Source organism: Roseburia sp. MSJ-14, from assembly GCF_018918225.1.
Classification (GTDB): domain Bacteria; phylum Bacillota; class Clostridia; order Lachnospirales; family Lachnospiraceae; genus Petralouisia.
Genome location: NZ_JAHLQD010000008.1, coordinates 368,042 through 380,919 on the forward strand (window position 1 = coordinate 368,042; position 12,878 = coordinate 380,919).

The window sequence follows — 12,878 nt, forward strand, 5'->3', positions numbered from 1 at the left end:
TGCATATGCGAGTTTTGGTAAATAGTACACAAATGAAACAATGTGACAGTAATACGATTCAACATTATGGAGTTCCTTCCCAGGTACTAATGGAACGGGCAGCTCTTGGTGTGGTGGAAGAAGTTGAAAAACAGAACCTTTCAAATAATAATATACTTGTAGTGTGTGGAAGTGGAAATAATGGTGGCGACGGATTTGCCATAGGAAGAATTTTAAGCCAAAGAGGATATAAGGTTACGTTTGTATTGGCAGGAGATAAGACAAAGGCTTCTGCGGAAACAAAACAGCAGATAAAAATTTGCTTAGCATATGGGGCAAATATTCTGGATGCTATCCCGGATATGGAATACGGAGCAGTAATAGATGCAGTCTTTGGTATTGGTGTTAACCGGGAAATTCAAGGAAACTATTATAAAATTATTCAAAGGATGAACCAATTGCAAGCATGGAAGGTTGCGGTAGATATTCCGTCTGGAATCCATACAGATACCGGAGAAGTTATGGGAATTGCTTTTCAGGCGGACATGACCGTTACCTTTGCTTTTGAAAAAATAGGAATTATGATATATCCGGGAGCAGCCTATGCGGGAAAAGTTGTAGTGAAGGACATCGGAATTGGAAAAGAATCGCTTTTAGAAGAAAAGTGTACAACCTATTGCCTTGAAAAAAACGATATTTTTAAAGTACCGAAACGGTTGAGCTATTCTAATAAAGGAACCTATGGAAAAGTACTGGTGGTAGCAGGTCACAAAAATATGGCTGGAGCGGCATTTTTTAGTGGAAAGGCAGCTTATGCAACAGGAGCCGGACTGGTAAAAGTATATACAGAAGAAATCAATCGAACCATTATCCAGGAATTATTACCGGAAGCCGTTTTAGAAACATATGAAGCCAAAAGTGAGATAGAAAAGACATTGCTAGATAGTTTGTCCTGGGCAAGTGTAGTAGTAGCAGGACCGGGAATCGGTACAGATGAAGTGTCGGAGCACATGATAAGAATTATATTGGAAAATACCGAAGTTCCTGTGATTTTAGATGCAGATGGTCTGAATATTGTGTCTCATCATAAAGAATGGTTAAGAGAAAGAAATATGCCGTTAATTGTTACACCACATCTTGGAGAAATGGCACGATTAACTGAAAAAAGCATTTTTGACATACAAAAGCAGTTATTGCAAGTTGCAGGAGAATTTGCAAAGGAATATAATGTTATATGTGTGCTAAAAGATGCAAGAACCGTGATTGCATTGCCGGATGGAACCACATTTATCAATACCAGTGGAAATAATGGAATGGCAACGGCAGGAGCAGGAGATGTATTAACAGGAGTTATTGCAGGGTTACTTGCACAGAAAATGGAGCCAATGCAGGCTGCACCATTGGGTGTATATTTGCATGGGACAGGCGCAGATTGGATGGTAGAAAAAACAGGTACTTATGGCATGATGGCACAAGATATCATAGAAGGTATCCGTCAGGTATTAAAGGAAATAGATAAGGAAGGAATATAAGATGAAAACATACAGTAGAGTATATGCAGAAGTCAATTTGGATGCAATTCTTTATAATATGGAGCAGATGCGCAAATTGTTGAAAGAAGATACAAAAATTATGGGAGTTATTAAGACGGACGGTTATGGACATGGAGCAGTTCCCATTGGAAGAGAATTGGAACAGCTTGATTATACTTGGGGCTATGCCACAGCAACGGTAGAAGAAGCGGAAATCCTCAGAAGAAACGGAATAGAAAAGCCGATTTTAGTATTAGGAGCAACATTTCCAGAACAGTATGAGGCTATGGCAGACCTTGGAATTCGCGTAAATTTATATTCTATAAGACAGGCAGAACAAATGGAAGCTGCTGCTGCAAAAATGAATAAAAAAATCATGGTACATGCTAAGATTGATACGGGCTTAAGCAGATTAGGATTTCAGGTAACTGAAGAGGCAGCAGATGAAATAGCACGAATTTCCCGGATGCCACATATTATAGTAGAGGGGATTTTCACTCATTTTGCAAAGTCCGATGCAAAGGATAAGACAATGGCAAATCAGCAGATGGAAGCATTTGCTAAAATGAAAAAGATGTTAGAGGAACGTAATGTAGAAATACCAATGATACATTGTTCTAACAGTGCAGCGATTATTGACATGCCGGAAGCAAATATGAGTGTAGTTCGAGCAGGTATCAGCTTATACGGTATGTGGCCTTCAGATGAGGTAAAGAAAGAAAACATTGACCTTCAGCCGGTAATGTCATTGAAAAGCTGTATTGTGTTTTTAAAAGAGTTAGAAAAAGGCAGAACGATTAGCTATGGTGCTACTTATGAGACTACAAGAAAACAGCGAATAGCAACAGTTCCGGTAGGCTATGGAGACGGTTATCCGAGAAGCCTGTCAAATAAGGGATATGTATTGATACACGGAAAGAAAGCTCCGATTTGCGGACGTATCTGTATGGATCAGTTTATGGTAGATGTAACAGATATTCCTGAGGCACAGGAAGGCGATTTGGTAACATTGGTAGGAAAAGACCATGGAGCAGAAATCACAATGGAAGAAATCGGCAATTTATCAGGAAGATTTAACTATGAATTTGCCTGCGATTTAGGAAAGAGAATTCCAAGAGTTTATATAAAAAATGGCGAGGTAGTAGAAACCAAAGATTATTTTGGGGAATAAACTGAATACACACGAAGAAATTGGGAAGAATAGGAAATAACCTATAAAAGTTTTGGAGTGTGATAGTGTGATGATTCATAGAGGGGACATTTATTATGCAGACCTGCGACCGGTGCTTGGCTCGGAGCAGGGTGGCATACGTCCGGTACTAATTATACAAAATGATATTGGAAACAGACACAGCCCAACGGTGATTTGTGCGGCAATAACATCGAAGATGAATAAAGCAAAATTACCTACCCATGTAGAATTAGATGCATCACGGTATGATTTGGTAAAAGATTCTGTGGTATTATTGGAACAATTGCGTACCATTGATAAGCAACGTTTAAAGGATAAGGTGTGTCAGTTAGATTATGAAGTTATGAAAAAAGTAGAGAAAGCTCTGAAAATCAGTTTGGAATTATATACATAAATCTTGACTAATATTCCTTAAAATGGTATATTTCAAGTGTTTATTGTGTAAAACAGAACGAGAATACAGAAGCAAAAGGAGATAGAAAAAAGAAATGGATGACGGCGGGAGTACGGTCATAGGACTGATTATATTTTGTGTGTTACTGATAATGGATGGCATCTTTTATGGTTTTCTCACTGCATTAGAAGAGGTTACAGAAAGCCAGATTCAAAAACATCAGGAAGAAGGGGATAAGCATGCAGAATGGTTGTTGCGTGTTTTAGATTCCCCATATAAAACAAGACACACGATTCAGATTATGATTACATTTGTCAGCGTGGTATTTGGTATTTATCAGGTGCGTTTGTTTGGAGTATTATTAATTCAAAAATTTCTTCAGGAAGGTGCTCAGATATACTGGTATTTTCTGTGTTATGCAGGAGCAGCGTTGATTGGAATTTTTATTTTTACAACAGTTGGTGTGCTTGCACCACAGAAGATAGCAGCACGACGTCCGGAAAAGTGGCTGTTTCGTCTGGCAGGATTGATGCATGGAATCATTGTTTTCTTAAAACCATGTTCTTGTTTGGCAGAAAAAGTTTCTAATCTTGTAGTGCGGATATTCGGAATTGACCCGAATGCAAGTATTGATGATGTGACGGAAGAAGAAATCATTTCTATGGTAAATGAGGGACATGAGCAAGGAGTATTGCAGGCAAGTGAAGCTGAGATGATTCATAATATTTTTGAGTTTGACGATAAAGAGGCAAAGGATATTATGACACATCGCAAAAATATCGTGGCAGTGGACGGAACAATGTCTCTTTCACAGGTTCTGGAATTTATGCTGGATAAGAATAATTCCAGATTTCCGGTATACGGCGAAGATATTGATAATATTATCGGAATCATACATATCAAGGATGTAATGATACAGAGTCGTAATGAACGATACAAAAATTGGCCGGTGCAGGATATTCCGGGACTTGTGCGCGAAGCAGTATTTATTCCGGAGACCAGAAATATTAACGAGTTATTTAAAAACATGCAGTCTCAAAAAATACATATGGTAATTGTAGTAGATGAGTATGGCCAGACTGCCGGTTTAGTAGCAATGGAAGATATTCTGGAAGAAATTGTAGGAAATATTCTGGATGAATATGATGAAGAAGAAAATATGATTGTAGAGCAACCAGACGGAAGTTTTCTAATGAATGGAATGGCACCGTTTGATGAAGTCTGTAAGACGCTGGAATTGGACATGCAAGAGGATGAATATGAAACATTAAATGGGTATTTGATTTCTCTGATTGATAAGATTCCGGGAGATAATGAGCAGTTTCAAGTGGAAGACCAAGGGTGGCAGTTCCATGCAATTGCAGTAAAAAATAAAATGATTCAGACAGTAAAAGTGAAAAAACTAGAGATAGTAAATGAATCAGGAACAGAAAGAGATAGCGCAGATACTTGTCAGAATGACGAGAAAGTGGTAAAATAGCAAAGGCTCACTGTGCCAGAATGGGTGCAGAAAGAAGATTGTAATCAAGTTTCACAGCGTGATTGCAGAATCATTAAGAAAAGAGAAATAGAAAAGAGGAAAAAGTAATGTCAGGACATTCTAAATTTGCAAATATTAAGCATAAGAAAGAAAAAAATGATGCAGCAAAGGGAAAAATCTTTACTGTAATCGGAAGAGAAATTGCAGTTGCAGTGAAAGAAGGCGGAGCAGATCCAAATAACAACAGCAGATTACGTGATGTTATTGCAAAAGCAAAAGCAAACAATATGCCAAACGATACCATTGAACGTGGAATTAAGAAAGCTGCCGGAGATGCAAACTCCGTAAATTACGAATATGTATCTTATGAAGGATATGGTCCTAACGGAATCGCAATTATCGTAGATGCATTGACAGACAACAAGAATCGTACTGCTGCAAATGTAAGAAGCGCATTCACAAAGGGAAATGGAAATGTAGGAACACCAGGATGTGTATCTTATATGTTTGATAAAAAAGGTCAGATTATTGTAGACAAAGAAGAGTGTGAGATGGATGCTGATGATTTAATGATGCTTGCATTAGATGCAGGAGCAGAAGATTTTTCTGATGAAGAAGATAGCTTTGAAATTATCACAGATCCAGATACTTTTAGTGAAGTACGTCAGAAATTGGAAGAAGAAGGTATTGCAATGGCATCTGCCGAAGTAACTATGATTCCACAAAACTATGTAGAACTCACAGATGAAAACGCAGTAAAATCTCTTCAGAGAACGTTAGATCTTCTTGACGAAGATGATGATGTACAGGCAGTATATCATAACTGGGATGAGTAAAATTGAATTTTAGCAATAGTAATTGAAATTTTGGAGCCGGGAATCCGGCTCCTTTTTCTATTTTATCTGTATATTTGAAAAGAAAATTGAAAAAAATATAAATAAAATAGAAAAAGGAGGAATAAATCTTGGGAGAAATGTTTTGCTTTCAATGTCAACAAACTGCACATAATACCGGATGTGAAGGAAGAGCAGGTGTGTGTGGTAAAAAATCAGATACGGCAAATTTTCAGGATGAATTGACCGGAGCATTAATTGGGCTTGCAAGAGCGGTCAGAAAGACACAGCCCACAGAAAAGACAGATGAATTAGTATTAAAAGGACTGTTTACAACTATAACAAATGTGAATTTTTATAATGATACAATTTGTGAATTAATTGACGAGGTAAATAGCATCAGAGAAAAATTATGTCCTGAGGCAGAAAATTATGATGTACAAAAGATATGGAATGATAATGAAGATATTCGTTCCTTGAAGTCACTGATTTTATTTGGAATGCGTGGAATGGCTGCTTATGCATATCATTCTTTGGCACTTGGATATAAGGATTCCCAAGTAAATGAGTTTTTTTATGAGGGATTATGCGCAATTGCAGAAGAAAGTGATATGGAAAAACTTTTGGCACTTGTATTAAAGACAGGGGAAGTAAACTTTAAGTGTATGGCAATGCTGGATTCTGCCAATACGGAGACTTACGGAACTCCGGTTCCAACAGAAGTTCCCCTTACCATAGAAAAGGGACCGTTTATTGTAGTGAGTGGACATGATCTTCATGATTTGAAATTATTGTTGGAACAGACAAAGGATAAGGGAATTAATATTTATACTCATTGTGAAATGTTGCCGGCACATGGATATCCAAAATTAAAAGAATATCCTCATTTAAAAGGAAATTTCGGAACAGCGTGGCAGAGTCAGCAGTTTGAATTTCATAATATTCCGGCACCAATTCTCTTTACCACCAATTGCCTGATGCCTGTAAGACAGAGTTATTGTGACCGTGTATTTACTACGTCAATAGTTTCTTATCCAGAGTTAATCCATATTGGAGAAGATAAGGACTTTACACCTGTGATAGAAAAAGCATTGGAGTGTGGCGGATATAAGGAAGATAAACCATTAACTGGAATTAATGGCGGTTCTACCGTTATGACAGGATTTGCCCATGGAGCAGTATTAAAAAATGCGGGGAAGATTGTTGACTTGGTAAAACAGGGAAAAATAAAACATTTTTTCTTAATAGGAGGATGCGATGGTGCAGCACCGGGAAGAAGTTATTATACAGAGGTTGCCAAAAAGACGCCGATGGATACGATTATTCTTACGGCTGCATGTGGAAAGTATCGAATTAATGACCTGAATTTAGGAGAAATAGAAGGAATTCCGAGAATTTTAGATTTGGGACAGTGTAATGATTGTTATAGTGCTATTAAAATTGCATTAGCACTTGCAGATGCATTTGAATGTGATGTAAATGAATTACCACTGTCATTAGTTCTTTCCTGGTATGAACAAAAGGCGGTTTGTATTCTGTTGACACTTTTGTATCTGGGAATAAAAAATATTTTGCTGGGGCCTACATTGCCGGCATTTATATCACAAAATGTCCTGGATATTTTAGTGGAAAAATATAATATTATGCCTATTAGCACTCCAGAGGAAGATTTGCAAAAGATATTGGGAAATGTTTAATTAACAAAGACGTATTTTATGCGGAAAGCGTAGAATACGTCTTTACTTTATCATAAAAATCAATCCAGCGAATGCTTTGCTTTGAGAAAATCTTTTCGGTGTAAGTCTTGTAACTAAAATAGACATATGCTAACATTATAATATTACTATAATTACAAAGGTGCAGATAACACCGGAGGGAGAGCATATGAAGAAATGTAAAAAAATAATTGCGATGTTGCTTGCTTTGGCAGTCTTTATGACAGGATGTACAAATAATAGCACAACAAAGAATCAGGATTCAAAGGAAACAACTAAAACAGAAAGTTCCAAGGAAGAGTCCAAGAAAAAAGAATCTTCAGCAGATAAAAGTAAAAAGTGTAACTATGATTTTTCTATTTATGAGGATGAAAGAGAGTTTTCAGAAAAACAATTAGCGGAACAGGAAAAATTTGAGGAATATCTAAAAGGAATATTCATAGACGAAATGTCTGACAGTACAGTGAATGCTCATTTTCTAATGGAACATCCGGAAAATTACGGAGTGGAGAAAACAGAGGTTAGTTGGGGACAATTGCCGGACTATACGGATACCCAGAGTGCAACAGAAGAAGTAGATGAGTTATTGGACAAGTTGCAAGAGCTTGACTATGATGCATTAACATATGAGCAGCAACTTATGTATGATACCTTTGAACGATATTTGGAGAGTACAAAGACAGGAAATCAATATCCACTATTTAGCTCCGTATTTTCACCAATATCTGGAATACAGGGAGAATTACCGATTATTTTCTCAGAGTATGCATTTCTTTCAAAAGAAGATATTGATGATTATATAACACTTTTGAATACTTCTTACTCTTACATAGAACAATTATGTAATTACGAGTTATATCGTATGGAAAACGGATATACTCTTACAGAAAATTCATTAGATAAGGTGATTGAACAGTGTAATGAATTTATAAACGAGCAGCCGAATTGTTTGCGACCGGTATTTGAAGAAAAGTTAAATCAATTTTCAGAACTTACCGACGAAGAAAAAAATCAGTATATGGAAGCATTTGATCAAGGAATGCAACAGGCGTTGATTCCGGCATATCAACTTATGATAAATACGCTTACAGAAATCAAAGGACAAGAACAGTCAAAATTGGGATTGTGTAATTATGAAAATGGTAGTGATTATTACGAATATTTGGTAAGGGAAAATACAGGTTCTAATCGTACCGTGGATGAATTATATATGATGATTCAAAAAGAGATGGAACGTTGTGCATTGGGAATAGCAGCTATTTATGCAAAAAATGATAATTTACAAGAAGATATGAACAGTTATGAATACCCAACAGAAGAACCAGATGAGATGCTTTCTATGCTTCAAACAGCATTAGAAGAAGATTTTCCCAAAGCAGTGAATGAGGAATATACACTGAATTATGTTCCGGAGTCATTGGAAAGTACCATGTCCCCGGCATTTTATTTGATAGCTCCTATTGATAATCCAAAGAAAAATATTATTTATATTAATCAAGGAGAAGAATACGGGAATATGGATTTGTTTCCAACGGTAGCCCATGAGGGATTTCCTGGACATATGTATCAGACAGATTATTTTTATAGTTTGAATCCACACTACTTCCGTTCTATGTTGTCCTTTAATGGCTATAGTGAAGGATGGGCACAGTATATTGAGACTTGCTATGCCTATAAATATTCGGGAATGAATAGTAGTTTGGCAAAGGCTTTTGAATATAACACATCTTGCAATTTTGCACTTTACTGTATGGTAGATATTGGTGTGAACTATTACGGATGGGATTATGATGATACGGCAGATGTCTTGTCTCAGTATGTAGGAGACGATGAAGATGTTATCTCCGAAGTATATTATACCATGATAGATGAACCGACCGTATATCTGCGATATTATATTGGGTATTTAGAGATACTTTCTTTGAAAAAAGAAGCTAAGAAGACATTGGGTAAGGCGTTTGATATCAAAGAATTTCATAAATTTTTATTAGAAATAGGTCCATGTCAATATGATGTAATTGAAGACAGAATGCAAAGTTGGATGGAGCGGGTGACAGAATAAAATAATTGTCAGATAGTTTTTTCTAGCCTTATAGGAATAGTTGTGCTAAAATTATAATTAATGAATACATTGTTAGGAGGAGACAAGATGAGCAATTATGAAATAGAGACAAAATGTATACAGTCAGGATGGCATCCGAAAAAGGGAGAGCCACGGGTACTTCCTATTTATCAGAGTACAACTTTTAAATATGATACCAGTGATCAGATGGGAAGACTGTTTGACTTAGAAGATGAAGGATATTTCTACACCAGATTGCAAAACCCTACCAATGATGCGGTGGCACAGAAAATTTGTGAATTAGAAGGTGGAGTAGCTGCAATGCTTACATCTTCTGGCCAGGCAGCAAATTATTACGCATTGTTTAATATTTGCGAAGCCGGAGATCATGTTGTATGTTCTTCTACCGTATACGGTGGAACATTTAACCTGTATGGTGCAACAATGAAAAAACAAGGAATTGATTGTACCTTTGTTGATCCGGATGCATCAGAAGAAGAGATAGCCAAGGCATTTCGTCCAAATACAAAAGCATTATTTGCAGAAACAATTGCAAATCCTGCATTGGTAGTATTGGATATTGAAAAATTTGCTAAGTTAGCTCATGATCATGGAGTGCCCTTAATTGTAGACAATACTTTTGCAACACCAATTAACTGTCGTCCGTTTGAGTGGGGAGCAGATATTGTAACTCATTCTACCACAAAATATATGGATGGACATGCAATGTGTGTAGGCGGATGTATCGTGGACAGTGGAAATTTTGATTGGGAGGCACATGCAGATAAATTTCCGGGATTGACACAGCCGGACCCAACATATCATGGAATTGCTTACACCAAGAAGTTTGGAAAAGGCGCGTACATAACAAAAGCAACAGCACAGTTGATGAGAGATTTGGGTTCCATACCTTCTCCAATGAATTCGTTCCTGTTAAATGTTGGTTTGGAAACCTTACATTTGCGCGTTCCAAGACATTGTGAAAACGCTCAGAAAGTAGCAGAATTTTTAAATAGTAATGAAAAAGTAGCGTGGGTAAATTATGCCGGACTTCCGGATAATAAGTATCACGTATTAGCACAAAAATATATGCCAAACGGAACTTGTGGTGTTATTTCCTTTGGGTTAAAAGGTGGAAGAGATGTATCTGTAGGGTTTATGGATAAATTAAAAATGATAGCTATCGTAACCCATGTGGCAGATGCAAGAACCTGTGTACTTCATCCGGCAAGCCATACACATAGACAGATGACAGATGAACAATTGATTGAAGCAGGTGTAGCACCTGATTTAATACGTCTTTCCGTGGGAATCGAAAATGCAAATGATATTATAGCAGATTTAAAACAGGCATTAGAAACCATATAAGATAATGATATGGAGGGTTTGATATGAGAAAAATTCTTTTTGCAGCATCAGAATGTGTACCATTTATTAAAACAGGCGGACTTGCAGATGTATGCGGTGCATTGCCTAAGGAGTTTGATAAAAAAGAATGGGATATCCGAGTTGTTATTCCAAATTATACATGTATACCGGAAAAGTGGAGAGACAAATTTCAGTATGTCACACACTTTTATATGAGTTGTGGAAGCTATATTCAAAATGAGTATGTGGGTGTTTTACAATACGAAATGGATGGTATTACATACTATTTCATTGACAATCGTCATTATTTTGAATGTTTTGCACCATATGGTGATATTCGTTTTGATATTGAAAAGTTTATTTTCTTTGATAAGGCAGTATTGTCCATGCTTCCTTTAATCGGTTTCCAGCCGGACATTATTCATTGCCATGACTGGGAAACAGGATTTATTCCGGTATATTTAAAAAATGAATTTCAAGGCGATATGTTCTTTTGGGGAATGAAGTCTATTATAACCATTCACAATCTGAAGTTCCAAGGGGTGTGGGATGCGAAAACAGTGAGAGGCTTAACAGGATTTCAGGCAGAATTATTTGCCCCGGATAAATTGGAATTTAAGAAAGATGCCAATATGTTAAAGGGCGGCTTGGTATATGCTGATTATATCACAACAGTAAGTGATACTTATGCCAAGGAGATTCAAACGGATTATTATGGAGAAGGTTTGAATGGCTTGTTATCAGCAAGACATATGGATATGCAGGGAATTGTGAACGGTATTGATTATGAAACTTATAATCCTGAAACAGACAAGAAGATTTATGCTAATTATAATGCCGATAATTTCCGTAAAAAGAAGAGTATCAATAAAACAAAATTACAGGAAGAGCTTGGATTGGCAGTAGATAAGAAACGTTACATGATAGGGTTGATTTCCAGATTGACGGATCAAAAAGGTCTGGATTTAATAGATTATGTGATGGAACGTTTAGTAGATGATTATACACAGCTTGTTGTAATTGGAACGGGAGAAGCGCAGTATGAAAATATGTTTCGACATTTCGCCTGGAAGTACCCGGATCGAATTTCTGCCAATATTTGCTATTCTGACGATTTGGCGCATAAGCTATATGCGGCAGCAGATGCATTTTTAATGCCATCCCGATTTGAACCTTGCGGACTTACGCAAATGATTTCTTTCCGCTATGGCACATTGCCGATTGTGCGTGAAACAGGAGGTTTAAAGGATACCGTACAGCCGTTTAATGAATACGAAAATACCGGAGACGGATTTTCCTTTACCAATTATAATGGTGAAGAAATGTTAAATGTCATCAATTATTCGAAACATATTTACTTTGATAGAAAACGCCAGTGGAATCAGATGGTAGACCGGGCAATGGCAAATGACTATTCCTGGAATGCTTCAAAATTCCGTTATGAAGGATTGTATAAATACCTTATGGGCGAATGTTAATAAACGAAAAGTGAGCGTGTTTGGATAATTTTTAGAAAACTTCCCATACTATGTGAAAAAGGCTTTGGCTTAAAACATAGAAAGGGAAGTTTTTTATGGAAGAAAATTTAAAGCAACAGGAAAAAGAAAAGAACGAGAATGAAGAAATTAAAGAAATGGGACAACTTACCTTAGAACAAGGGAAGGAAAAACATAAAATCCATTTATTATCTATTATAGGAGAAATTGAAGGACATGAGGTCTTGTCAGCAAATACAAAAGCAACCAAGTATGAACATGTACTGCCAAAACTTGCGTCGATTGAAGATGATGACACCATTGATGGAGTAATGATGATTATTAATACAGTAGGCGGAGATGTGGAATCAGGACTTGCAATTGCGGAAATGATAAGTTCCTTAAGTAAGCCTACGGTATCGTTAGTGCTAGGTGGAAGTCATTCCATTGGTGTTCCGTTAGCAGTATCTACGGACTATTCTTATATTGTGCCTACCGGAACAATGGTGATACATCCGGTTCGGTTGAATGGACTTGTCATTGGAGCACCTCAGACATATGATTATTTTCAACAGATGCAGGATAGAATTACAGGATTTATTGCAGACCACTGTTTCGCCACACAAAGCAGGTTAGAACAAATGATGTTAAATACCGGAATGTTGACCAAGGATCTTGGAACTATTTTAGTAGGAAGTCAGGCTGTTGCAGAGGGAATTATCAATGAAGTGGGAGGAATTGCGGAAGCAATGAAGAAACTTCACCAGATGATAGAAGAAAAAAGGGATAATGACATTTTAGAATAAGTATGGTAAGATAATACGGATAGGGCAGAGAACAGCTCTGCC

10 protein-coding genes are annotated in these 12,878 nt (G+C 36.9%); all 10 read left to right on the top strand.

Annotated features, from left to right (window positions below; genetic code table 11):
* The first annotated feature begins 5 nt into the window (after window positions 1–5).
* Window positions 6–1,511, top strand: a complete 1,506-nt coding sequence (locus KQI83_RS04135; RefSeq protein ID WP_216554945.1) for an NAD(P)H-hydrate dehydratase — start codon at window positions 6–8, stop codon at window positions 1,509–1,511.
* A gap of 1 nt (window position 1,512) precedes the next feature.
* Window positions 1,513–2,682 carry an alanine racemase gene (gene alr / locus KQI83_RS04140; RefSeq protein WP_216554947.1) on the top strand — a complete coding sequence of 390 codons (1,170 nt, stop codon included), beginning with the start codon at window positions 1,513–1,515 and terminating at the stop codon, window positions 2,680–2,682.
* 70 nt (window positions 2,683–2,752) lie between these two features.
* Window positions 2,753–3,097 carry a type II toxin-antitoxin system PemK/MazF family toxin gene (locus KQI83_RS04145; protein ID WP_253295510.1) on the top strand — a complete coding sequence of 115 codons (345 nt, stop codon included), beginning with the start codon at window positions 2,753–2,755 and terminating at the stop codon, window positions 3,095–3,097.
* A 94-nt stretch (window positions 3,098–3,191) separates the two neighbouring features.
* Complete coding sequence (locus tag KQI83_RS04150; RefSeq protein WP_216554951.1) at window positions 3,192–4,577, top strand: hemolysin family protein; 1,386 nt, start codon at window positions 3,192–3,194, stop codon at window positions 4,575–4,577.
* Window positions 4,578–4,684: 107 nt separating this feature from the next.
* Window positions 4,685–5,413 (top strand): YebC/PmpR family DNA-binding transcriptional regulator, encoded by a 729-nt coding sequence (locus tag KQI83_RS04155; RefSeq protein WP_216554953.1) that lies wholly within the window; start codon window positions 4,685–4,687, stop codon window positions 5,411–5,413.
* A gap of 137 nt (window positions 5,414–5,550) precedes the next feature.
* Window positions 5,551–7,107, top strand: a complete 1,557-nt coding sequence (gene hcp, locus KQI83_RS04160; protein WP_330622314.1) for a hydroxylamine reductase — start codon at window positions 5,551–5,553, stop codon at window positions 7,105–7,107.
* Between the two features lie 187 nt (window positions 7,108–7,294).
* Window positions 7,295–9,187 (top strand): DUF885 domain-containing protein, encoded by a 1,893-nt coding sequence (locus KQI83_RS04165; protein WP_216554956.1) that lies wholly within the window; start codon window positions 7,295–7,297, stop codon window positions 9,185–9,187.
* Window positions 9,188–9,274: 87 nt separating this feature from the next.
* Window positions 9,275–10,555 (top strand): O-acetylhomoserine aminocarboxypropyltransferase/cysteine synthase family protein, encoded by a 1,281-nt coding sequence (locus tag KQI83_RS04170; RefSeq protein ID WP_216554957.1) that lies wholly within the window; start codon window positions 9,275–9,277, stop codon window positions 10,553–10,555.
* Between the two features lie 23 nt (window positions 10,556–10,578).
* Window positions 10,579–12,033, top strand: coding sequence for a glycogen synthase GlgA (gene glgA / locus KQI83_RS04175; protein ID WP_216554958.1), 1,455 nt, complete (start codon window positions 10,579–10,581; stop codon window positions 12,031–12,033).
* A 95-nt stretch (window positions 12,034–12,128) separates the two neighbouring features.
* Window positions 12,129–12,836 carry a ClpP family protease gene (locus tag KQI83_RS04180; protein WP_216554959.1) on the top strand — a complete coding sequence of 236 codons (708 nt, stop codon included), beginning with the start codon at window positions 12,129–12,131 and terminating at the stop codon, window positions 12,834–12,836.
* The last annotated feature ends 42 nt before the right edge of the window (window positions 12,837–12,878 follow it).

Excerpts from the sequence above, each read along its gene's own strand:
- KQI83_RS04145 (WP_253295510.1), top strand. The coding sequence starts at position 2,753 with ATGATTCATAGAGGGGACATTTATTATGCAGACCTGCGACCGGTGCTT.
- alr (WP_216554947.1), top strand. The coding sequence starts at position 1,513 with ATGAAAACATACAGTAGAGTATATGCAGAAGTCAATTTGGATGCAATT.
- KQI83_RS04150 (WP_216554951.1), top strand. The coding sequence starts at position 3,192 with ATGGATGACGGCGGGAGTACGGTCATAGGACTGATTATATTTTGTGTG.
- KQI83_RS04155 (WP_216554953.1), top strand. The coding sequence starts at position 4,685 with ATGTCAGGACATTCTAAATTTGCAAATATTAAGCATAAGAAAGAAAAA.
- KQI83_RS04135 (WP_216554945.1), top strand. The coding sequence starts at position 6 with ATGCGAGTTTTGGTAAATAGTACACAAATGAAACAATGTGACAGTAAT.
- KQI83_RS04180 (WP_216554959.1), top strand. The coding sequence starts at position 12,129 with ATGGAAGAAAATTTAAAGCAACAGGAAAAAGAAAAGAACGAGAATGAA.
- hcp (WP_330622314.1), top strand. The coding sequence starts at position 5,551 with ATGTTTTGCTTTCAATGTCAACAAACTGCACATAATACCGGATGTGAA.
- KQI83_RS04165 (WP_216554956.1), top strand. The coding sequence starts at position 7,295 with ATGAAGAAATGTAAAAAAATAATTGCGATGTTGCTTGCTTTGGCAGTC.
- glgA (WP_216554958.1), top strand. The coding sequence starts at position 10,579 with ATGAGAAAAATTCTTTTTGCAGCATCAGAATGTGTACCATTTATTAAA.
- KQI83_RS04170 (WP_216554957.1), top strand. The coding sequence starts at position 9,275 with ATGAGCAATTATGAAATAGAGACAAAATGTATACAGTCAGGATGGCAT.